Source organism: Pseudanabaena sp. BC1403 (assembly GCF_002914585.1).
Lineage (GTDB): Bacteria > Cyanobacteriota > Cyanobacteriia > Pseudanabaenales > Pseudanabaenaceae > Pseudanabaena.
Genome location: NZ_PDDM01000008.1, coordinates 153,675 through 174,584, shown reverse-complemented (window position 1 = coordinate 174,584; position 20,910 = coordinate 153,675). Strand labels below are relative to the sequence as shown.

The following is a 20,910-nucleotide window of genomic DNA, read 5'->3' as shown; positions in this document are numbered from 1 at the left end:
GATGATCGATGCTCAAGGTGAGATTTTGTGGCACAACAAGCAACTCCGAAAACTACGTCCTGAAATCGGTGATCCCAAAGATCATCGCATTGTTACTGATTGTCATCCAGATTGGGTCAATAAAATTATATCTGAACAGGCTCTACCCGTAGCGATTCAGGAAGGTAGTTGGTCTGGAGAATTAGCACTGTTGGATGGAAAAGGCGGAGAAATTCCTGTTTCCCAAGTGATTATTGCTCACAAATCAGCCGATGGCATCGTCGAGAATTTTTCGACCATTATGAGAGATATTAGCGATCGTAAGCAAGCAGAATTCCAACTCCAGCGCGCCTATGAAGAACTCATCCGCGCAACTCGCCTGAAAGATGAGTTTCTCGCCAACATGAGTCATGAACTCCGCACACCTCTCAATGCCATTTTAGGAATGTCTGAGGCGTTGCAAGAATTGATATTTGGTTCATTAAATGATAAACAGATTAGACTTATAAAAACAATCGAAGATAGTGGTAATCATCTACTAAGCCTAATAAACGACATTCTAGATGTTGCCAAAATTGAATCGGGTCAAATAGACCTAGATTTACAGCCAGCAGATATAAGTGCTTTATGTAACTATAGTATGGCATTTATTAAGCAGCAGGCTCTGAAAAAAAGGATTCAGATAAGAGCGAACATACCGCCCCAACTTCCAAAACTATTAATTGATGAACGTCGTATCCTACAAGTTCTAATTAATTTACTCAACAATGCGGTTAAATTCACGCCAGACGGTGGATGTATTACCTTGGAAGCAAGCCATCACCAGCAAAATGAAGAGTTAGAGTCATTGGGTTTGCGAGATATAACTAATGAGCATCACAATCAGATTGCACATGAACAGAGTTCAGCAATATTACAAACTAGAAGCTATATCAAAATAGCCATTACAGACACAGGAATTGGTATTGCCCCAGAAGATATGGCTAGACTATTTAAACCCTTCATCCAAATTGATAGTGCCCTCAATCGGCAATATACAGGTACGGGACTAGGTTTAACTTTGGTGAAACAGATTACAGAACTTCATGGAGGTGTTGTTAACTTAACAAGTGAGGTCGGGGTTGGTAGCTGTTTTAGCATCGAACTTCCTTGCGAACCTGTTTCATCTATACCAGAGATAACCAGTACTTCTGAGCAATCCAACCAACCATACTCATCAATACCTGACAAAGCAGAAGTATCACATCTCATCTTGCTTGCGGAAGATCATGAAGCCAATATCAGCACAATTGTCGGCTACCTAGAAATCTATGGTTATCGATTCATTATTGCCAACAATGGACTGGAAGCGATCGCATTGGCGCAAGCCGAGCATCCCGACATAATTTTGATGGATATTCAAATGCCTATAATGGATGGAATTGAAGCTATTCAACAAATCCGTCAAGATTCACAGTTTCAAAATACTCCTATCATTGCGCTAACTGCTTTAGCGATGAATGGTGATGAAGAACGTTGTCTATCCGCTGGAGCTACTAGTTATCTCAGCAAACCCGTGAAACTCAGGCAATTAAATGAGTTAATTCGACAATTAATTGGGGCTAGTTAACTGGTTCCTATATCAAAGTTATAGCTGTCGCCAAGTGTAAACCCAAGAATTGATTGGCGGCGCTTTGCGCCGCCAATCAATTCTTGGGTTTTGATTTGTCCTAAGACGACTGCCACTTAGAACATCTCGCTACAAAATAGACTATAAACAGTAAATTGATTTCAAGAGGTTGGGTTATGTCTACAGATACAGAAAAAGTGCAAACTCCATCAAGAACTATTCCCAAGTGGCTGATATGGGCGATTTCTAAAGAGAATAACTATCAACCGACATTGTTTGGACATGTTGCTTTATCTAGTGCTTTACTCTCGATTGCGGTAATTGCTTGGATCATCATGTTCTTAATTAGTAATGTATGGGAAAAAGAATGGATTTTTAAACCTGAAAGAATCACCATCGAACAATTAGAATCCGCTACAGCAAAGCTATCGCCGACAATATATGAGCGTAATAGAATTATCGCGCAATTTCAAGAGATTGAGAGGCTTGCGGATACCCATGCCAATATCATGGGATTTTTTTATAAACAGTACTATATCTCGTTGGCGACGATGGGCGGATGCGCTGCTTTAGCGATCGTCAGTCTCTTCTTTATTAGTAAGGTGGGCTGGGAAAGAGTCAACAATGCTCTTATAAATATCTTTATTGTAACAAGTGGGATTGTGATCTTTTATGGCAATATCTCTCTGATATTTCAACATAAAGATAATCTTGAAGCTAGCCAAAAGATATATGTCAATTATTTGGGCTTGAGAAATGAGGTTTTGAGTTATTTAGCAACAGGTGAAACGATCTCTAACGAGAGTTTAGCCCCAGCTAAATTTATTCATTACGTGGATAGGGAATTAAAGTCGATCAGCTTTATCAGACTGGGTTTCGATCCTAAGTCAATTCCAGATTTTTCAAAGCAATTTTATGACAAACCTGCACCTTCCAAGTAGTTACTCCTTTCCCAGTGAATGATTAGTAGTGCGCGGCTCCGCCGCGCACTACTAATCATTCACTTTATAACGCTTATTCTTTGGGTAAGAAATATTATGGCAAAAATTGAACGACGACTTCCTCATAATGTGAGTGGTGATTTTTATGTTGATAGCACCTGCATTGATTGCGATACCTGTCGATGGATGGCTCCAGAGATATTTCATCAAGTAGCCGAGCAGTCTGCTGTTTATCATCAGCCCACTAATGAAATCGAACGTCTTAGAGCCTTGCAAGCAGTTTTATCTTGTCCCACTGCTTCTATTGCCACAGTTGAGAAGCCCACCGATATTCAGATGGTGCAGCAAAGCTTTCCTATTCTCATTGACCAAAATGTCTTCCATTGCGGTTATCATGCGGAGTCTTCTTATGGTGCGGCTAGTTACTTGATCCAGCATCCTGAAGGCAATATCTTGGTCGATTCACCACGTTTTGCGGCTCCATTGGTGAAACAATTGGAAGCGATGGGAGGGATTCGTTATTTGTATCTGACCCATCGTGATGATGTTGCCGATCATCAGAAGTTCCATGACCATTTTGGCTGCGATCGCATTCTGCATCAAGATGATATTACGACTAGTACTTGCAGTGTGGAGATGCAATTGACGGGAACCGATGCGATCGCGATCGCGGATGATCTACTAATCATTCCTGTGGCTGGACATACCAAGGGACATACGGTTTTGCTATATGGGCAGAAGTTTCTGTTTTCGGGCGATCATTTTGCATGGTCTGAGCAACTTCAGCGTTTAATCGCGTTTCGGAATGCTTGTTGGTATTCATGGGATGAATTAGAGCGATCGATGGAACGGTTAGCAACCTATCAGTTTGAGTGGGTTTTGCCTGGGCATGGTCGCCGCTATCACTGCGATCGCGAAACTATGGCGCAAGCAATGCAGGAATGTTTAGATTCGTTTTGAGTTTAATGCGATGTTTTGCGATCGGGCTAGAAGTTTTTTCGGCTTTTGCTCTGTAGTGTTAACCAGCATTTTTCGGCATAACTCACTTATATGCGATGTTAGCCAGAAAAATTCTGTATAACATGCAAAGATAGTTGTGTTACCCAGAAAGTTTCTGTATAGTCATCGTAATCAGGGTGATTATGTAAAAGTTTTCAGTCTAATTAGTTGTCTAACTGCTAAATTCTGGTAGAGGTAGTAATTCTAGGCTATCTGTTTGTCGTTAAAATTAGAAGCATTTATTCAAACAGGTAATATATCGATTAGGTCGGCAATATTATGGAAGATCATCAAAAGGTTAGCGAGACGGCTAAGACAATTCGCAGTATGATAGAGCAGGAAAATAAGCTGCTTAATGATCGCATAAACTGGTTAGTCTCTATTCAAGGATTGCTTTTCGCTGGACTAAGCTTTTCATGGGATAAAAAAGATGCGAGTGGATTAGTATTTTCTTTTACATTCCTTGGTATTGTTGTAGCATTATCTGCTTATTCGTCTTTTCCGTTCTACAGCCAAGCTTTAAAGAATTTAATAGCTTGGTGGGATAGCTACAGACCAAGTGACTACGATGGTCCCGACATAGTTGGATTTCGCTCAGCAAAGTCAGGTGTACTGTGGTTCCTCCGACCTTGGAGAGCCTTGCCGTTTATATTTGTTACAGGGTGGGTTTTTGTATTGCTTTTTCACTTGGCACGTTTGTAAAGTGAAACTCGTCTCTGTTCCCAGACAAGATTAAGCAATCAAAAATTGTTTGTTTCGTTGTTGAGCTAAGAGAGGTTGTTGGCGCTCTCTTTCAGGATGCGTTCTGCTGCAAAGACAAATAATTATTAAGCGATCGCACTTAAATACACTGGAGGCGATCGCATTCAACTTTTGGACATGTGATCGCATTATGCTTCTTGCTACAATATTTTTATACAGTTCAAATCAGGTGCAACATGTCCCTAATGAGCGCCACAGCTAAATTCCAAGCAACCTCTCCCCCTCTACGTTGGGATGAAGTAGGAGGTATCCGTATAGGTTCCAGTCGAGTGACTTTAGATAGTCTACTTGCTACATACCACAATGGCTCTACTCCAGAAGAAATCGCTATTCAGTATCCAGTTCTTCATTTAGAAGACATATATAGTGCGATCGCTTATTATCTAAGCCATCGTCAGGAAATTGACAATTATTTAGAGCAACGCAATCAAAAAGCGCAACAACTCAGACAGCAACTTACTCAAAAGCACAATCTAGTGGAACTGAGGCAGCGATTGCTTACTCGTCAGTCACAAAAAGAAGCAGGGCAAAATGCGCCTTCTAAGTGACGAAAATTTTAACGGAGCTATATTGCGTGGTCTAATGAGACGCTTGCCTGAACTGGATTTAGTTCGAGTGCAAGACGTAGGGCTGATGCATACTGATGATCCAGTTATTTTGGAATGGGCTGCGAACGAGGGACGTATCTTGCTTACCCATGACGTAGCCACTATTACGATGTATGCATACGAGCGTGTCAATCAAGGATTACCTATGACTGGAGTTGTTGAAGTGATTGCGACAGCCCCAATTGGTAAAATTATTGATGATTTAGAACTATTTATTTGTTGTAGTGAACCTGAAGAATATGAAGGGCAAGTTCTTTTTATCCCTTTCTTCTAAATATAATAATCACCATCTTAATATCAATGAATAGGAGCATGGGCAAGGCTGTCTATTTCTAGCCAAGATCTAGCAAGCAAAAATGGATTAATTTCGCTGTTGAGTTCAAAGAAGTTATAGGCGATCGCTTTCAGGATTCGTCCCGATCTCAAAGACAAATAATATTTAAGCGATCGCGCCTAATTATTCTGGTGGCGATCGCATTCAATTTTTATCCATGCGAACAGATAAAATAGCTCTCTTGCTATAAAGCTCAACAAAAATTATGTAACCCGTAACCCTTCAAAGGTCATCACAAGACCTTACTTTTCACGGGATCTTTGAAAGGCATAACAGAAGGGTCTTTCAGGGAAAGGGCACAGATGAGGTTAAAGTATAAAAAATGAAGTAAAAGTAGGCAAGAAAAATGATGAACTGGTGGGACAAAAACTTTGCGAGTTGTGAATTAGGGGATGAGAGACTAAGCGACAGAGCCTACACAATCGGCAAAAAACTAAGTGAAGGATTTGGGAAAGCGTTGTCCGAGATATTCAAAAGTGGCTCTGAGTTAAAAAGAGCTTATGAGTTTTCGCCAATCGGAAAACAGAATTTAGCAAGATCATAAAACCACACTGTCAAATGACCAGTGAAGCCGTGGAAGAACAAGAATTGGTCTTATGCATAGGAGATACCACCTATCTAGATTATGGCAAAATTAAAGCCAAACGGGAAGGGTATGGACCAACAGGAAACGGTGGGAACGGATTAATTCTGCATAGTGCCTTAGCGATCGCCCCCGAACAAGGACAAGTAATCGGGTTGTTATGGCAAAAATTGTGGAACCGAGAACCAAAAGCAAAGCCACCGCAAGATGAAACCGCAGAAGCGAAAAAGCAACGACAGGCGCTTGCCCGAAAAGCAGCCCGACAAAGGTTATTCAAAGATAAAGAATCTTATCGATGGGTAGAAGCAATGAGCGAAGTCGAGCATCAAGTCAGTAGCAGCACCCATGTAATTCATATTTTCGACCGTGAAGGAGATATCACCGAAGTCTTCGACCAAGTACGACAACTGAAACATACAGGGGTATTAGTAAGAGCAGCCCATGACCGTAGCTTAGACCAAAATAGCGAACGACTATGGCAAAAACTGGAGTCGCAACCCGTAAGATTTGAACAGGAAATCAAAGTACCAGAGACTGGTAAACGTAAAGCCCGTATCGCGAAATTAGCAGTACGATTTTCTAAGGTTCATCTACGGGTTCCCTATCGTTTTGACAATCGTGACCCATTACAAGTCTATGCTGTCTATGCAACGGAAATCGATTGTCCTGAAGGTGAAACTCCTTTGGAGTGGATGCTTTTGACCACTGAAGTCGTGGAAGACTTAGAAACGGCAATGAAGATTTTGCGTTGGTATACTTACCGTTGGCGTGTGGAAGATTTCCATAAAATCTTTAAGTCTGGCTGTCAGTGTGAGCGCTATCGACTTGCTGCTGAAGGGATGAAGACCTTGTTAGGCTTTTTAAGTGTCTGTGCCGTTGAACTTTTACAGGTTACTTATCTCCATCGCAATCAACCTGATGCTCCTGCCGTTGAGATTCTTTCTCCTGTCCAAATTCAGGTTTTAAAGGCTAGATTCCCTAAATCTCCTCCTGTCTTAACTGTTGCTTGGGCTATCGAGTCGATTGCTTTCCTTGGTGGCTATCTTGAACATCGTCGTAAATCTCCCATTGGCATTCAAGTCCTCTGGCGTGGTTGGTCTAATCTACGTGAACTTTGCCAAGGTTGGCTTCTTGCTCAAATTCATACTTAACGGGAAAAGTAAGATCACAAGACACAGTTTAAATAAACTAACACCAAAAAACTTTTGCCTCCCGCTGTGCGGGAGGCAAAAGTTTTTTGGTGTTAGTTTATTTAAAGGTACTGATAGCCATAGTTATTAGTAGTCGTCTCGAACAGCAAACGTGATCGTTTGCTTCGTCACGACATTAATCACGGTATTTGGTTCAATCACTGTCACCTGTGGAGCTGTCACATTACCAACTAGCACTGAAGCCGCCGCCCCACCAAGAATATCGATAATCTGGACATTGCCACGCAGTACCCCACCGAGGACAGCTCCTGCGGCTCCACCGATGCCAGCATCAGTCAAAATTGCCCCTGTATTAGTTTCACGAGGATCTTTGATGTCATTAATCAAAGCCGATTCAGCTTGAAGCCTAACGGTCGCACCACGACTGGTAAACTTTTGGGCGACAAACCTAGAGCCACCTTCCGCAGGTACAAATTGTCCCTCGATCACAGCCCCAGCAGGAATCAACACCGTGCCATTGTTTGCCGCGATATCTTGGGCAACTAAAAGACTTGCCGCGACTGTTTCGCCCTTAGCGATGTAAAGGGTATCTTGGCGATTAATTTTGGTAGCGATCGCTTGACCAGCAGGTAAACTCAAAGTCGAACGAAACAATTGAGCAACTTGTTTTGGAGGAGCTTGAGTTTGTGTAGATTGAGGATTAGCAAATTTAGTTTGAGATACCTGCGCTTGATATCTAGACTGCGATCGCCTTGAAGATGCGACACTTGGACTCGCTATTAGCAAAGAAGTGGCAGCTATGCTAATTGCCATACTTACCGATGAAATAGCGGCTAATTTTGAAATATGTTTAGCACTCATAAATGCCTCAGGGGATGCCCATAAGTTCTAACTAGATATGACTAGCAAAGGTTTATTTTTGTTCCGATTGCGATCGCCTTTGCCACAAGTTTGAAGGCTAACTATTTGACAACCCAATCAGGGGTAACTACAATGTAATTACTCCTGATTTCAAAGGGCTCTAACTATGAGTACAGCAATAAGAACTCGAATCATTAAAATTGGCAACTCTCAGGGCATCCGTATTCCTAAAACCTTATTAGAGCAAAGTGGAATTCAGACAGAAGTTGAAATTGGAATCGATGGCGATCGCCTTACTATTCGTCCTCTGCCACAATTAAGGGTCGGTTGGGATGAAGCTTTTGCAGCGATGGTATTACAAAAAGATGATGTTCTTTTAGATGATGTGAATCCAACAGATTGGGAACGGGTTGAATGGGAGTGGTAGCTAAACGATTTGATGTTTTTCTGGTTAATCTCGATCCAACTATTGGGAGCGAAATTCAAAAGACTCGACCTTGCGTGATCATTTCACCAGATGAGATGAATTGCAATATCTCTACGGTGATTATTGCGCCAATGACCACAAAAGGTCGGATATATCCCACTCGTGTGATTTGCCAGTTTCAGGGTAAAGATGGTCAAATAGTTCTCGATCAAATCCGTACAGTAGATAAGTCTCGTTTGGTTAAGAAGATTGGTTCAATCAGTCAAGATGAACAAAGAGAAGTCCTTGGTATTTTGGCTGAGATGTTTGCTGAATAAAGAAAGGAATAAGCGATCGCATTTTCTCTCATTATCAATTAATTGCGATCGCCAAAATCCTCAAGCTAATCAAAATAGCGATCGTCTTGCTGGTTTATATTGACGATTACGTTAGAATTAATTCAAAACAAGTAGTACAGCCGTAATGCTATGCAAATAAAAGAACTCACTACCGAACAGTTTCGTTTACTAGTTCGTGAAGTTGTAATTGAAGTGCTAGAAGAATATATAGATCTAGATGAAGGTAAGAAGTTAAAAACTGCAGTTGTGGATCGTTTATTACGGCAACAACTGCAATCAACTGTTATTCCTGCTAGTCAAGCTATGCAATCATTGGGGCTTAATTGGGACGAGTTATAGTGTTGATTTTACATCTGATGCGATCGCCGATCTTGCAAAAATTGATCGCACTAATCAAATACGGATAGCTCGTAAAATCAAGTGGTTAGGCGAAAATTTTGAACAAATTACGCCTCTATCACTTACTGGTAATTTATCAAGCTTTTTTAAGCTTCGCGTTGGAGATTATCGAGTTATTTACGCGATCGCGCAATCACAAAAAAGTGTCACTATCCATCAGATTGGACATCGCCGAGAAATTTATGATTAGATGAATTGATAATTTAAGACAGCGATCATTTTTCTCAAATCTAAAAATTAATTGAGGTCAACAACATACCCAAATCAATTTCTTTTTATTTTTTTACATCAGCATCTAACCTTGCAACTTCAGCAATCATTAAATAGGTTTGAATGACTGCTAGACGTGTTTCTTCTATAGTTACATTATCATGAACACCCTTACAAGCCTTCTCATAAACAGCATCTAATCTTGCCGCTAAATGTTCAATCTCTGAATTTAGAATTACTGCTGTGCTTTCACTCTGTAATTTTTGTTCCAAAAATGCAGTTATTCTATTTTTATATTGTTCCTGCCCAACTTTTCTAGGCTTACCTCTTCCATCGATATAATCAATATTAGACGAAGGGAATACCGCATCAGCTAAAGACATTAAAAGACGACGACAAGAAGTTAATGCAGCGGTTCTTGATTCGGTATCATTATCTCTAGTTCTTTCATTTATTGCGACTATTTTTTCAGCAACTTCTGGACATCTTGCTCGTATAAAGGTATCTACTTCTTTACGAGATTGCTCAAATATATCTTGTACAACATCGCCAAACTCAATTGATATTAAACAATCTGTAGCATAGCTGTGGATAGAGCTTTTGAGAGCAGAAAATAGTGATGCGTTTTGCTGATATGAAGTTTTCATGTTATTAAGAAGCTTCGCTTGAGTTGCCATCAGTTGTTCTGTAGCACGTGCAGCAAGAAAATTTTCTGCTATAGGAGATGGCTGATTTGCATTAGTATTTAACAGAGTCGCCTCATCTGCCTTATACTTAGCTTCTAATACAGGCAGACTTTCCTTGTAATATTTATCATCTGTTAAACGTCCTGCCGATTCTGCATATTTTTTGCATGTCCCAAGATTAAAATAATTGTCAGGATAGCCTTTTAGCTCACAATCTAACCATTTTTGTGCGTCTGAGTCACGAAGCAAACGAGCAAGCTTTTTAGCCTTCATCAAATATTTTTCTACTGGTAAATTTTGACTTTCCATTTCGTTAAGTAGCTCTCTTACAGTAGAACGTGCCTCATCAATCCTTGATCCACTACTGTTATTATTCCTAATCATCTAAATACCTTGTGGTTTATATACTGTACTAAACGATTTACATGGAATTTCCAGAATAACATGATAGCAAGAAAACTAAAAAATCATGTTAAAGATAAAATTGCATCGTTGATCGTAATCATCAAAGTCATCGGCGCAATGGGCGCAACCGTAAAACCACACTTCTCATAAAATTGCTTTGCCTCATCAGAAATTGCTTCCACTAAAATCGCTCTAATTCCCGCAATTTCAGAAGCTTGCAAAGTGCGAAGTATCGCATCCCTTAGCAAGGCTTTGCCAATTCTCTTACCCTGCCAATTTTGATCGACTGCTAAACGCCCAATAATCATCACAGGAATGGGATCAGGCATATTTCGCTTGACTTTGCCTGTGGAGAGCGTCTGTGCGATCGCACCATTTGCTAAACAGTAATAAGCCACAACCACATTCTCAACAGTAACTACATAGGTTCGCGAAGCACCTTGTATTTCATTCTTGAAGGCACGATACTTTAACCAATTATTTAGTTGAAGATTTCCACAATCAAATTGATCGACTTGATGAGAAGGATTAAGTTTTTCGGGTCGGTTAATACCTTGATTAGCCATTAATCCCAAGGAGCCTTTGTCGTTAATAGTTGGCGCAGATTATCGTTAGGTATGATAGGAGCATCTAAGCGATCCATGAACTGCTGAAATCGCTCTGCATCGACATCAAACAAACAGCGATCGAGTAAAACATCTTGTGCTTTTTGGTGGGCAGATTCCAGCATGAATTCTGAGCGACTTTTACCTTGTAATGTCGCCGCCCGATCAATTAAGTCTCTCTGATTTTGACTAATCCGAATATTAATGGACAAGTCACGGGTTTGATTGAGAACTTTATCTTTGATCTTTGTCGTCTGAGATTGAGATGGCTTAGGCATAATTAAAAATTGTTTATATACCTTGGTTAGCTCTATATTAACGACTTTGTATATACAATGTCAATACAAACGTTTCCGATCAGTATTCGGGCTAACTATAGCGGTTTGTGTTTGAGCGCAAAGCGCTGTAAAAACAAAAAAGCCGTGCTTTGCACGGCTTTTTTGTAATGAATTGAGAAAGTTATACGTTAACTTCAGCAGGTTTAACTTGAGCTAGCAAACCAGTCAGGAATTCACCCTCGATTACTTCTGTTTCTAAAAGCTTCTCAGAGATTGACTCTAGCAAATCACGATTGGCATTGAGAATCGCGAGCGCCTTTGCATGAGCATTTTCGACGATAGTTTTGATTTCCTTGTCGATCGCTTCCGAAGTTGCAGGGCTGACATTGCGTGCCATCTCCATACCACCAAGGAATTGATTTTGTTGCTTCTGATAGGCAAGTGGTCCCAAAACTTCGCTCATGCCGTAGCTAGTTACCATCTTGTCAGCAAGGTCTGTAGCACGTTGGAGATCATTCGATGCACCAGTGGTGATGCTACCAAAAATGATTTCTTCGGCCGATCGCCCACCGAGAAGAGTCGCAATTTGGGCTTCGATTTCTTCTTTGCTTAACAGGAAGCGATCTTCTGTTGGCAGTTGCAAGGTGTAGCCGAGAGCCGCCATACCGCGAGGCACGATTGAGATTTTCTCAACTTTGCCGCTACTAGAGTTAAGCGCTCCTACTAGAGCATGACCAACTTCGTGATAGGCAACAATCCGCTTCTCGTTCTCATTGAGAACGCGACTCTTCTTTTCTAGACCAGCAACAACTCGTTCGACGGCTTCAGCAAAGTCCTCAAGCAAGACAGTTTCACGTCCAGCACGAGCCGCAAGCAGCGCCGCTTCGTTAACGAGGTTGGCAAGGTCAGCACCCGCAAAGCCAGAAGTACGAGTAGCGATCGTTTCTAGGTCAACACTCTTGTCGAGGGTGACTTTCGCAGCATGGATTTTGAGAATTGCTAAGCGTCCACTCTTATCAGGGCGATCGACTAAGACTTGGCGATCGAAACGACCTGGACGTAACAATGCTTGGTCAAGGGTTTCAGGACGGTTGGTTGCGGCGAGAACGATCACTGTCGTTCCATCAACACCAAAGCCATCCATTTCCGTGAGCAACTGATTGAGAGTTTGTTCGCGCTCATCGTTACCGCCGTACATACCACCGCTAGAACGAGCCTTACCGATCGCATCAAGTTCATCGATAAAGATGATACAAGGCGATTGTTTTTTGGCTTGCTCGAATAAGTCACGTACTCGTGAAGAACCAACACCGACAAAGAGTTCTACAAATTCAGAACCAGAGATGCTGAAGAAAGGAACACCTGCTTCACCAGCAACTGCTTTGGCAAGCAAAGTTTTACCAGTACCTGGAGGGCCAACGAGCAATACGCCTTTAGGAATCCTTGCGCCGATCTTGGTGTACTTCTCAGGAGTTTTCAGGAACTGCACAATTTCTTGAAGTTCTTGCTTAGCTTCATCGACACCTGCAACATCGCTAAACATGGTTTTAGTCGCTTCGCCTTCGACATAGACCTTGGCTTTACTCTTACCAATTTGCAAGCCACCAGGTGCACCGCCGCCGCCACCGTTACGACTAAAGAGTTGGAAAATACCCACAAAGATTAATGGAGGAATTACCCAGCTAAGTAATGTGCCGAACCAGCCAGACTTTTGCACAGGTGCGGCGGCAAATTCTACGCCACTCTTTTCGAGTCTTTCGGGGAGATTTAAGTCAAAAATTGGGGTGGTGGAAATCACATCACCAGGGATATCAGGAGTGACACCTTTTAATTGATAGGTGATTTGGTCTTGTCCGATATATACGCGTGCTACATGTCCTTCTTCGATTTCATGCACGAAGAGGCTATAGGGTACACGCGCTACGGGAGGCGCAAATAAGTTTGGTAAAAATATATTTATAATTAGCAATCCTGCACCGATCAGCAATAGGACATTGCCAATCAGACGAGCACGCGATCGCTTGGGGTCTTCTTTTTTTACAGCCATTTTTTTATACTTTAAGATTTGTTGCTAAAGTCATTATAGAAATGATGGTTTACGGACGCTAGACTGAAAACGTAGGGATAGCCGCCTGTATCGCTAGGAAGATAAAGATTAAAAAGCACCGCATCGCGCCACTTTTTGTTTCACGCAACTTGATAATTGAAATTGAAGGTTGCCCATTGTTGGACATCTAACATCCATGTGTCATTTATATTAGCGGCATTGCCAAAATCTGAAGGCTTGCCTGCGCGATCGAGATCATCTAGTAGACATTGTGCGACTTGTAACGGATTGGGAATAGAAATTAATCCATTTAGAGATGAAGCTTGACGTTGCGAGGCTTCTAAAATTTTGGCAACCTGTAAAAGTGGCGATCGGCTAATCACAATATAAACATCGACCATGCCTTTAGGAGCAGAGACAGCCCAATTCATTGGCGCTTTGGGATAGGGAATAGTTAAAGTTTCCGATGGTGGAATGATGCCATCGTTGGCGTAGGGAGTGGCGATGAAGTTGGGTGTGAGAATCTTGCTGCGCGGATCGAGGCAGAAAATTCGCATATATAGCGGCTGATCGCTAAAGTTTTCGATCTCACATTCGAGTCGATCGCCGATATTAATTGGTTTAGTCCTTACGATATTGCTGACTGTATTTACAGGAATTAGCGCAGCACGCGCCGCAGATTTGCTAGCCACAGTGACGGCTCTTTCATCGACACCGATCATGGCTTTGAGCGTGACACGTACATCGAGATGGGTTGCGGCTTGATTTTCAGTAGTATGGATCAGTTTGGCAGCAAGGAGGCTTTCAAGAAAAGGTTGTAAGCGCTTAATCGCCACACCTACCGACTCTCCCACAGAACCAAAGGAGCCAAGAATCGGTGTATGTCCGACTGTAAATAAACCATAGCTTGCTGACTGCACCCCAAATAGGCAATCCGCGCATTGTTCATTGGCATTTACGCCAAACATATTTGGCATGGTCGAGAAGGCACTGGTGGCATCAACACGCTCAATTTTGCTCAAGCCCACATCAAGGGCGATCGCTAATTGGACATTGTGCGAAATTGCGCGCATTACTTCCTGAAGTAATTGCCCTGTTTCCAATTTGGGATTGATGCTGTAATCATTTAAAACTTCAATTTTGCCGTTAAATCCATTGCGCGATTTGAGTTGAACTGTTGCTTGTGGATTAGATGGAATCGATTTTAGAATAGACGCTGTTTCTGCTTGATTAGCTATCTGGGCACTTGTCGCTCCCACCACATTCAAAATTGCCCCAACCGCATAGTTACTCAAAACGGCGATCGGTAAACCTGCCAAATAGACATCTGCTGTATGGCGATCGCTGCTATTAATAATCACGCCATCAGAACCAAAGTCAGGAATTGGTAACATCTCAGCAAAGGTGCTAGTAGAGATCGCCTTTTGCTTCGCCGCTTCAACTTCCCACATATTCGTAACTTGTTTCTCGATGGTGAGATTGTCATTGTGCAAAGCACGGCGATCGAGGGTGGTGGCAAGATCACTCATCACCACATTGATCTTCGTCGCAGGAACGATCTGCCATAGTTGCTGCACTAAAGCGTAGGTAAATGCGCCACTACTAAAGCCTGACCATTGAGCATCGGCACAGAGCATATCGCCTGAGGCTGCGCGTAGGGTTGTGCCGATTAGTTTCTGATCAATGGGTTGCTCGCTCGGCTCTGTGACCGTCGGTGGTTGCCAGTTTTTTAGCCCAACTCGCGATCGCAAACGGAAATTGCCAATTGCCGATACATTCGGGTAGTAAAAGCCTGCATCAATAATATTCAAAATCCGATCCGTGGCGATCGCTTGCAGCCACCCCTGCCATTCCTGTTCCGTAATGTCCCGCAGGTTTTCCAGATTTTGAGGCAAGCTACTATCCACAGGCACAAGCGTATTGTAATTACCGAGACGTGAACCATGTCCGCTAAAGTGAACGATTACTAAATCATCGGGCAAAGTCTGGGCAACTAAATGAGTCGCGATCGCATCGGCAATGTTACTGCGGGTGGCATCAAGATCGGTCAGCGTCACAATATCTTGGGGCGCAAAGCCAAAGCGATGAATTAGTAATTCCTTTTGTAACTCCACGTCATTGACGCAACCATGCAAAGGCAACCATCCATTCGCTGTTGCTGACAATAAATTTTGCGGTTCCTCTTTAGCGTCATATTGATTAATCCCTATCAATAGCGCTCGTTTACGTGGCGTTGAGGCAGTCATTTGACGAACATATTGATCGGCAGCAAATGCCACGCGATCGCGGGTGAGAAATTGCCATCCGATCAGACTAGTCAGTCCTGCTTGTAAGAATTGTCGCCGCGCAATTCCCATATTTCTGCCGTGATTTCCTTTGTTTTTTTGCGATCGCTCCTTTAATTAAAGCCGATGCAAGCCAACTCTTTTCAGTTGTTTTGCAAAATTTTCAACTAGATTTTTCAATGAGTAGAATTACTCAAATGAAAAAATGAGATGAGACACTTTGCGTTTTATCTCATTTTTTGTTAAAGATTTTCTGGATCAACACCAATTTCTCGGAGCTTAGCAGCAAATTTTGCGATCGTATCTAGAGCTTGTTCTTTGGCGATTTTTTCAGTCTCAGCTTGTTCAGCTTGTTCGAGATAAGTTAAAAACCTTGTGCCATCAGGCTGAAAAATCTTGAGAGTTTCATCGGTGAGTTCAAAACGAATTCCTAAGCGAGGACTTGTCCAATTTTGGATATCGGCAATTGGTTCGAGATGGTGATCATCATGATTTCTTAACCAACCTACTAAATCATTGGCAAGATGATCGTAAACATAGTATTCCTCAACACCATAGGTTTGATAGAACTCAAACTTTCTTGCCATCTCTGAAATTCGATTTCCCCTAGATAACACCTCAAATACTACCTGAGGTGCAATTCCTTCTTCGAGGTGTTGAATGTAGGAACCTCTTGCGCCCTTGGGTCTACCAAACGCGACCATCACATCAGGAGCGCGACGAATTTCTGACTGCCCCTCCACAGGATACCAAAGCAAATCTCCCGCGATGAATACATCATTGTTGTCTTTAAAAAGAGCCTCTAATCCGCCTTCAATCGTGACGATCCATTGATAATGCTCGGTACTTTCTGCCATCGGTTGCCCATCGCTACTAGGATAGATGATTTCTAATTTGGAGATTGTGTTGGTCATAGTTTTTGATCGGTATTTGGGGTTGATAAATTCGCGATCGCCAAGTAGCTAAATCTAATTATATAATCTCTTTATCCAATAATCAAAGGTTGGCACTTCGCGCTAACCTTTGATTAATTAGCGTATCGATATCTTGAGCCAAACCTTTCCTAAATCGCTATATATACATATTCCCTTTTGCAAGCGACGCTGTTTTTATTGTGACTTCGCGATTACTACTGGCGGTGAGAATCTTAAACAGCAATATGTTGATGTGCTATGTCAAGAAATTGCGCTCACTGTCGCGGAGATTCCACCATTGGAAGCTTTGCAAACGATCTTTTTTGGTGGTGGAACGCCATCTTTGCTATCGGTAAAGCAGCTTGAGCAAATTCTAGGAGCGATCGCAAAATATTTTGCGATCGCTCCTAATGTTGATATCTCTCTCGAAGCGAATGCGGGAACAGTGAGTCTGGAGAGTTTGCAAGGTTATCGTAGTTTGGGTGTGAATCGAATCAGTCTGGGTGCACAGGCTTTTCAGCAAGAGTTATTAGATGTCTGTGGGCGTGGTCATAGTGTTGCGGATATCTATGAAGCCGTGGATGCAATTAAGAATGCTGGCTTTGAGAACTTCAGTTTGGATCTAATTTCAGGGCTACCCCATCAATCGATGGCAGATTGGCAAGATTCGCTTCAGAAGGCGATCGCATTAGAGCCTAAACACTTATCCATTTACGATCTCACTATCGAAGAAGGAACTGCCTTTGGAAAACGATATCAAGCAGGTGACAATCCATTGCCAACGGAATCCCATACGGTTGAGATGTATATATCAGCCCATGAGTTACTTCCATCTGCGGGTTATGAACATTATGAAATCTCGAATTATGCTCAATCTGGTTATCAGTCAAAACATAATTTGACCTATTGGCACAATCAGCCTTTTTATGGCATGGGCATGGGTGCAACCAGTTACATCGATCGCCAAAGAATCGATCGCCCTCAAAAGATGCGCCAATATCTCGATGCGATCGCGCTCTGGCAAAGTACAGGAATTGGATTTACGGCTCCGATGATCGAGCCTAAGGAGGAGCTAATGGACTCACTCATGCAGGGTTTACGATTGGCGGAAGGTTTGAGTTTGAATGCGTTGCAAGAATCCTATGGGAAAGAATTATGCGATCGCGCCTTGCGGATTCTCGATCGCTATCGTGAGAAGGATTGGGTCAGGTTTGTGGAACAGTCTGAGGATGTTTGTATTATGTTAGTTTCGCCCAATGGTTGGTTGTTTTCTGATATCGTCATTGCTGATTTGTACGAGAATTTGTAGGTTTAAGGTTTGATATGCGACCGCTGTGTTGGAAAGGTGGAGGGAGTAGCTAATTCCTTTTAGATGAGTGAGATCAGTGGCTTAGTGGCATTGATGTAAAGGAATCGATTGCCTGTTTGCTCTTTCACAACGGTAAATCCCAAACTCGTTATCAAATCCAGTAATTCATGCTTTTTATCTGTCCATCGGCTGCTAGTTTCGGCGATCGCTTTTGCCCATCCTTCGATGGTTCTGTTAAAAGCGATGATGATCGTAAATTTACCTGAGGCTATACTTCACGCTTGGAGGGAAAAGCAGTTCAAGTTTATCTGGTTTAATTTTAAATAAAGGACCTTTCTCACTTACACGTTCTTTAATCGTTTTTCCATTACTCGTCCTCTTAATAAGATGATCAAGAGTAATTATTCCCTGTTCTAGCAATAAATCGAATTGGGACACAATGGGACTACGTGTATGTTCTATTTTTGTAAAACAGAAATACTCAACTTCATTAATAGTAACGGAATCAGCGGCAATCCAAAAGGTCTCCTTATGCTTCTTTTTGAGTTCAGCATGAAGTGTCGCTAATTGCCAAATGGCAAAATCACCAATTTTTAATTCTTGACTAGTTTCAATAAGTTGATCCAACTTTGCATCAATTCTTAAAAATAGCCCTTGGGAATTAGGCTTCAAAGTACTGACTGTACAGTAAAGCTTGAAATCATCTCCACGTTTATACCCAAATTGATTAAGAATTTCTGCTGAACTTTTGAATTTACTAAGATTCCAATCTGGAACTTTTGCAAACAATGTTTTACGGTTTCCTCGTTTGTCACGAAATGATTTCAACTCAATACCTTTATAATCTGGTTCTTGGCGAGAGTTCATCGCAATACCTAACAAAGTTTCCAATGTCCGCCCAATTGCTGTATCACCTGTTCCAATAGCCTGAATTTGTCCGCGTGCAGCAATTGTTCTAATTTTAAAAAGTAACTCTTGAGCAACTTTGTTTGCACTTTGACTAATACTACGGATCAGATCTGCAACTGGCGTAACAATTATTCCATTCAGAATTTGCTCAATATCAAGTTTTGTTAGATTAAGAACATATAGTTCCATCTCAAACACAAAAATACCAAGTATATCGTTGGTATCAGCATATTTCTTCAATCCAGTGAACCAGATACGTGGATCGCCATTTTTGGTAATAGGACGATACAAAGAAGCCTGACTAGAAATAAATCCATTTTCTGATGCAATATGGGAACGTATAATTTGTTTGTGTTGTGGTCCTTGTCCCTGCGTACCATAATCATGAATACCACGCTCATATAGAAAAAGCCTGAATAGAGTCGTTGCATCCATAATAGATTTTTGTAAGCCTGTAGCTGTAGGCATCAAGAAACACATCTCGATGTTTTCACTAGTTAAGATTTTGATGTTTTTTTCTTCTAAAAGATTAAATGGTCTCATCAAGTTAACTAGCTTGTTTCTCTAGATTTTGTGACACCTGACAAGGTTTCATAGTGAATTTGAGCGCTTTTTTAAGAAGTTCAAATATTTTTTTTCCGACTGCTTCAGCCATTAATGGTGGTACTGCGTTTCCCACTTGCGTATATTGAGGAATTTCAAATCTCCGACGTAAGCTGCCAGTTGTTTCTTTTGCCCTAAAAACAAAACTATCAGGAAATGACTGTAGCCTCGCCATTTCTCGTACAGACATAGTTCGAGCTTCGTTAGGATGAACAAAATCATCTGGAAGAGATAGAACAGTTGGTGAAGGAGAATCCCATTTTAATGGGCGCTGACTATGCTTTTTCGTCGAAAGACTCATCACCCGTTCAAATAATTCCTCTATATCTTTTCCCAAAATTTTCCCGTCAGGGGCTTTTGCTGGCAATTTTATCTTAACTATTTCACCTTGAATTAGTTGTTTTCTCTCAAGAGCAGATAAAGAGGAGTTTGCTGCTACATTAAAGATTTTTACTGGCACACCATATTTTTGAAATATCTGGTACAACCTAAACCTATCAGCTATATTTTCTGAATGGTTACGCAAACCACTATTTTCTAGTGTGTTTAGTTGTATAGATTTAACGATTTGCGGTGACATCCAACTAAAATCCTCACGCATTAGCCTTGCATAAGAAGCACTGGGAGAATTGTAACGATTATCTTTAGCTGACAAAGCATATTTACTACCTTTTAAATCCCACAATGCATCACGAACAGTAAGTGGTTTTTCGCAAGTAGTAACTGGAGCTAAAGTTGGTCGTTTATATCCAATCACTGGTGGCTCAATATCAAAAGCCGACTTCCAAAATCCCTCCCATATTTCGAGGTTAAGTTTGTCTGCAATATCAGAACGAATACCCAAAATCATGACACGAGGTCTATACTGCGGAACACCAAAATGCATAGCATTTACTTCAACAAGTTGAGTCACGTAACCTGGCCATAATTCATGTAAAGCCGAATTGATCTCGTCAATTGGAGCTTTTTCACCATGCTTATTAAAATTCTGTTTTATACCCAAAACATTTTCAATCAGTACAGCTTTAGGGTGTAACCTCTCAACCATTTCTAAAAATTGCCAAGGCAACTGATTGCGTAAATCTCTTGGATTTCTTTTTCCTGCCATTGAGAACCCTTGACAAGGTGGACCACCTGCAATTAGGTCAATACCTTCGCTTTCAAGGTTCTCCATTATGTTTATATTCTCAAGAACCGCGCTCACTTCATTAACAATTAACTTACGACGAAATTGTTCTTCAATCGTTAGGTTGTTGTATGCGATCCACTCATCTTGTGACTTTATTCGATTTATGAAATTATGATAAAATGTCTCGGCAGCCATAGGTGACTTTTCAACTGCCAACAACAGTTTAAAACCTGCTTTCTCAAGCCCCAGTGAGAGACCGCCACATCCAGAGAATAAATCAATATATTTCATTTCCTAATACTACATCAAACCTACAATTAGTGTGAATAGGGAAAAATATCCGTTACATATTTTTTGTATGCTCGCTGTTTGATGAGGGAATATGCGATCGGGTTTGGGGTGAGGAGAGTGCGATCGCTGTTTGGTTTTAGGGAATAGACAATCGGTTTTTTGGGTGATGAGTGGGCGATCGCTGTTTGATGTGGGAAAAAAGCGATCGGGTGTTGGGTTGTGAGGGGCGATCGCTGTTTGATGTGGGA

22 protein-coding genes are annotated in these 20,910 nt (G+C 41.6%); 12 read left to right on the top strand and 10 right to left on the bottom strand.

Annotated elements, in window-relative coordinates:
• Nucleotide 1: 1 nt before the first annotated feature.
• The 6 genes from CQ839_RS26000 (at nucleotide 2) to CQ839_RS09795 (ending at nucleotide 5,172) form a co-directional block, all read left to right on the top strand.
• Nucleotides 2–1,588, top strand: coding sequence for a response regulator (locus CQ839_RS26000; RefSeq protein ID WP_374937739.1), 1,587 nt, complete (start codon nucleotides 2–4; stop codon nucleotides 1,586–1,588).
• Nucleotides 1,589–1,764: 176 nt separating this feature from the next.
• Nucleotides 1,765–2,529, top strand: coding sequence for a hypothetical protein (locus tag CQ839_RS09815; protein WP_103668095.1), 765 nt, complete (start codon nucleotides 1,765–1,767; stop codon nucleotides 2,527–2,529).
• Nucleotides 2,530–2,625: 96 nt separating this feature from the next.
• Entirely contained in the window at nucleotides 2,626–3,489 is an 864-nt protein-coding gene (locus CQ839_RS09810) for an MBL fold metallo-hydrolase (protein WP_103668094.1), read from the top strand.
• A gap of 318 nt (nucleotides 3,490–3,807) precedes the next feature.
• Nucleotides 3,808–4,230 carry a hypothetical protein gene (locus CQ839_RS09805; RefSeq protein ID WP_103668093.1) on the top strand — a complete coding sequence of 141 codons (423 nt, stop codon included), beginning with the start codon at nucleotides 3,808–3,810 and terminating at the stop codon, nucleotides 4,228–4,230.
• 236 nt (nucleotides 4,231–4,466) lie between these two features.
• The gene (locus tag CQ839_RS09800; RefSeq protein WP_103668092.1) at nucleotides 4,467–4,838 is read left to right on the top strand and encodes a DUF433 domain-containing protein; all 372 of its coding nucleotides are present in this window, start codon (nucleotides 4,467–4,469) and stop codon (nucleotides 4,836–4,838) included.
• A complete protein-coding gene (locus CQ839_RS09795; RefSeq protein ID WP_103668091.1) occupies nucleotides 4,822–5,172 on the top strand; it encodes a DUF5615 family PIN-like protein in 351 nt (116 codons plus the stop codon). Before CQ839_RS09800 ends, CQ839_RS09795 begins: the two co-directional genes overlap by 17 nt.
• A 23-nt stretch (nucleotides 5,173–5,195) precedes the next feature.
• Here CQ839_RS09795 and CQ839_RS25675 read toward each other — a convergent pair whose 3' ends face one another.
• A complete protein-coding gene (locus CQ839_RS25675; protein WP_258040684.1) occupies nucleotides 5,196–5,330 on the bottom strand; it encodes a hypothetical protein in 135 nt (44 codons plus the stop codon).
• A gap of 248 nt (nucleotides 5,331–5,578) precedes the next feature.
• On the opposite strand from CQ839_RS25675, the gene CQ839_RS24785 reads away from it, so the two are divergent.
• Together CQ839_RS24785 and CQ839_RS09790 are read left to right on the top strand one after the other, a co-directional pair.
• The gene (locus tag CQ839_RS24785) at nucleotides 5,579–5,776 is read left to right on the top strand and encodes a transposase DNA-binding-containing protein (RefSeq protein WP_146048718.1); all 198 of its coding nucleotides are present in this window, start codon (nucleotides 5,579–5,581) and stop codon (nucleotides 5,774–5,776) included.
• 14 nt (nucleotides 5,777–5,790) lie between these two features.
• The gene (locus tag CQ839_RS09790) at nucleotides 5,791–6,966 is read left to right on the top strand and encodes an IS4 family transposase (protein ID WP_258040683.1); all 1,176 of its coding nucleotides are present in this window, start codon (nucleotides 5,791–5,793) and stop codon (nucleotides 6,964–6,966) included.
• A gap of 126 nt (nucleotides 6,967–7,092) precedes the next feature.
• Here CQ839_RS09790 and CQ839_RS09785 read toward each other — a convergent pair whose 3' ends face one another.
• The gene (locus tag CQ839_RS09785) at nucleotides 7,093–7,827 is read right to left on the bottom strand and encodes a hypothetical protein (RefSeq protein ID WP_103668090.1); all 735 of its coding nucleotides are present in this window, start codon (nucleotides 7,825–7,827) and stop codon (nucleotides 7,093–7,095) included.
• Nucleotides 7,828–7,993: 166 nt separating this feature from the next.
• Here CQ839_RS09785 and CQ839_RS09780 point away from each other — a divergent pair, with 166 nt between their 5' ends.
• The 3 genes from CQ839_RS09780 (at nucleotide 7,994) to CQ839_RS09765 (ending at nucleotide 9,181) form a co-directional block, all read left to right on the top strand.
• Nucleotides 7,994–8,254, top strand: a complete 261-nt coding sequence (locus tag CQ839_RS09780) for an AbrB/MazE/SpoVT family DNA-binding domain-containing protein (RefSeq protein WP_103668089.1) — start codon at nucleotides 7,994–7,996, stop codon at nucleotides 8,252–8,254.
• Nucleotides 8,242–8,571, top strand: coding sequence for a type II toxin-antitoxin system PemK/MazF family toxin (locus tag CQ839_RS09775; protein WP_103668088.1), 330 nt, complete (start codon nucleotides 8,242–8,244; stop codon nucleotides 8,569–8,571). The genes CQ839_RS09780 and CQ839_RS09775 overlap by 13 nt, the downstream gene beginning before the upstream one ends.
• A gap of 265 nt (nucleotides 8,572–8,836) precedes the next feature.
• Nucleotides 8,837–9,181 carry a type II toxin-antitoxin system RelE/ParE family toxin gene (locus CQ839_RS09765; protein WP_258040681.1) on the top strand — a complete coding sequence of 115 codons (345 nt, stop codon included), beginning with the start codon at nucleotides 8,837–8,839 and terminating at the stop codon, nucleotides 9,179–9,181.
• Between the two features lie 85 nt (nucleotides 9,182–9,266).
• On the opposite strand, the gene CQ839_RS09760 is transcribed toward CQ839_RS09765, so the two are convergent.
• The 6 genes from CQ839_RS09760 to CQ839_RS09735 form a co-directional block, all read right to left on the bottom strand.
• Nucleotides 9,267–10,271 carry a hypothetical protein gene (locus CQ839_RS09760; protein ID WP_103668086.1) on the bottom strand — a complete coding sequence of 335 codons (1,005 nt, stop codon included), beginning with the start codon at nucleotides 10,269–10,271 and terminating at the stop codon, nucleotides 9,267–9,269.
• Nucleotides 10,272–10,354: 83 nt separating this feature from the next.
• On the bottom strand, nucleotides 10,355–10,858 hold the full coding sequence (locus CQ839_RS09755) for a GNAT family N-acetyltransferase (protein WP_103668085.1): 504 nt from the start codon (nucleotides 10,856–10,858) through the stop codon (nucleotides 10,355–10,357).
• Nucleotides 10,858–11,175 carry a DUF1778 domain-containing protein gene (locus CQ839_RS09750; protein ID WP_103668084.1) on the bottom strand — a complete coding sequence of 106 codons (318 nt, stop codon included), beginning with the start codon at nucleotides 11,173–11,175 and terminating at the stop codon, nucleotides 10,858–10,860. The genes CQ839_RS09755 and CQ839_RS09750 overlap by 1 nt, the downstream gene beginning before the upstream one ends.
• 181 nt (nucleotides 11,176–11,356) lie before the next feature.
• The gene (ftsH, locus tag CQ839_RS09745; protein ID WP_103668083.1) at nucleotides 11,357–13,222 is read right to left on the bottom strand and encodes an ATP-dependent zinc metalloprotease FtsH; all 1,866 of its coding nucleotides are present in this window, start codon (nucleotides 13,220–13,222) and stop codon (nucleotides 11,357–11,359) included.
• A gap of 140 nt (nucleotides 13,223–13,362) precedes the next feature.
• Nucleotides 13,363–15,579, bottom strand: a complete 2,217-nt coding sequence (locus CQ839_RS09740; protein ID WP_103668082.1) for a caspase family protein — start codon at nucleotides 15,577–15,579, stop codon at nucleotides 13,363–13,365.
• A 170-nt stretch (nucleotides 15,580–15,749) separates the two neighbouring features.
• Complete coding sequence (locus CQ839_RS09735; RefSeq protein ID WP_103668081.1) at nucleotides 15,750–16,421, bottom strand: Uma2 family endonuclease; 672 nt, start codon at nucleotides 16,419–16,421, stop codon at nucleotides 15,750–15,752.
• A gap of 133 nt (nucleotides 16,422–16,554) precedes the next feature.
• Here CQ839_RS09735 and hemW point away from each other — a divergent pair, with 133 nt between their 5' ends.
• The gene (hemW, locus tag CQ839_RS09730; RefSeq protein ID WP_103668080.1) at nucleotides 16,555–17,730 is read left to right on the top strand and encodes a radical SAM family heme chaperone HemW; all 1,176 of its coding nucleotides are present in this window, start codon (nucleotides 16,555–16,557) and stop codon (nucleotides 17,728–17,730) included.
• A 258-nt stretch (nucleotides 17,731–17,988) separates the two neighbouring features.
• Here the strand turns inward: hemW and CQ839_RS09725 are convergent, their stop codons facing one another.
• Both CQ839_RS09725 and CQ839_RS09720 read right to left on the bottom strand, forming a co-directional pair.
• A complete protein-coding gene (locus tag CQ839_RS09725) occupies nucleotides 17,989–19,182 on the bottom strand; it encodes an MvaI/BcnI family restriction endonuclease (protein WP_103668079.1) in 1,194 nt (397 codons plus the stop codon).
• Nucleotides 19,183–19,186: 4 nt separating this feature from the next.
• Nucleotides 19,187–20,662 (bottom strand): DNA cytosine methyltransferase, encoded by a 1,476-nt coding sequence (locus CQ839_RS09720; protein ID WP_103668078.1) that lies wholly within the window; start codon nucleotides 20,660–20,662, stop codon nucleotides 19,187–19,189.
• Nucleotides 20,663–20,910 lie beyond the last annotated feature (248 nt).

Bases quoted from the DNA above. Each gene is read 5' to 3' on its own strand.
- CQ839_RS26000 (WP_374937739.1), top strand. From the start codon at position 2: ATGATCGATGCTCAAGGTGAGATTTTGTGGCACAACAAGCAACTCCGA.
- CQ839_RS09815 (WP_103668095.1), top strand. From the start codon at position 1,765: ATGTCTACAGATACAGAAAAAGTGCAAACTCCATCAAGAACTATTCCC.
- CQ839_RS09810 (WP_103668094.1), top strand. From the start codon at position 2,626: ATGGCAAAAATTGAACGACGACTTCCTCATAATGTGAGTGGTGATTTT.
- CQ839_RS09805 (WP_103668093.1), top strand. From the start codon at position 3,808: ATGGAAGATCATCAAAAGGTTAGCGAGACGGCTAAGACAATTCGCAGT.
- CQ839_RS09800 (WP_103668092.1), top strand. From the start codon at position 4,467: ATGTCCCTAATGAGCGCCACAGCTAAATTCCAAGCAACCTCTCCCCCT.
- CQ839_RS09795 (WP_103668091.1), top strand. From the start codon at position 4,822: ATGCGCCTTCTAAGTGACGAAAATTTTAACGGAGCTATATTGCGTGGT.
- CQ839_RS24785 (WP_146048718.1), top strand. From the start codon at position 5,579: ATGATGAACTGGTGGGACAAAAACTTTGCGAGTTGTGAATTAGGGGAT.
- CQ839_RS09790 (WP_258040683.1), top strand. From the start codon at position 5,791: ATGACCAGTGAAGCCGTGGAAGAACAAGAATTGGTCTTATGCATAGGA.
- CQ839_RS09785 (WP_103668090.1), bottom strand. From the start codon at position 7,827: ATGAGTGCTAAACATATTTCAAAATTAGCCGCTATTTCATCGGTAAGT.
- CQ839_RS09780 (WP_103668089.1), top strand. From the start codon at position 7,994: ATGAGTACAGCAATAAGAACTCGAATCATTAAAATTGGCAACTCTCAG.
- CQ839_RS09775 (WP_103668088.1), top strand. From the start codon at position 8,242: ATGGGAGTGGTAGCTAAACGATTTGATGTTTTTCTGGTTAATCTCGAT.
- CQ839_RS09760 (WP_103668086.1), bottom strand. From the start codon at position 10,271: ATGATTAGGAATAATAACAGTAGTGGATCAAGGATTGATGAGGCACGT.
- CQ839_RS09755 (WP_103668085.1), bottom strand. From the start codon at position 10,858: ATGGCTAATCAAGGTATTAACCGACCCGAAAAACTTAATCCTTCTCAT.
- CQ839_RS09750 (WP_103668084.1), bottom strand. From the start codon at position 11,175: ATGCCTAAGCCATCTCAATCTCAGACGACAAAGATCAAAGATAAAGTT.
- ftsH (WP_103668083.1), bottom strand. From the start codon at position 13,222: ATGGCTGTAAAAAAAGAAGACCCCAAGCGATCGCGTGCTCGTCTGATT.
- CQ839_RS09740 (WP_103668082.1), bottom strand. From the start codon at position 15,579: ATGGGAATTGCGCGGCGACAATTCTTACAAGCAGGACTGACTAGTCTG.
- CQ839_RS09735 (WP_103668081.1), bottom strand. From the start codon at position 16,421: ATGACCAACACAATCTCCAAATTAGAAATCATCTATCCTAGTAGCGAT.
- CQ839_RS09725 (WP_103668079.1), bottom strand. From the start codon at position 19,182: ATGAGACCATTTAATCTTTTAGAAGAAAAAAACATCAAAATCTTAACT.
- CQ839_RS09720 (WP_103668078.1), bottom strand. From the start codon at position 20,662: ATGAAATATATTGATTTATTCTCTGGATGTGGCGGTCTCTCACTGGGG.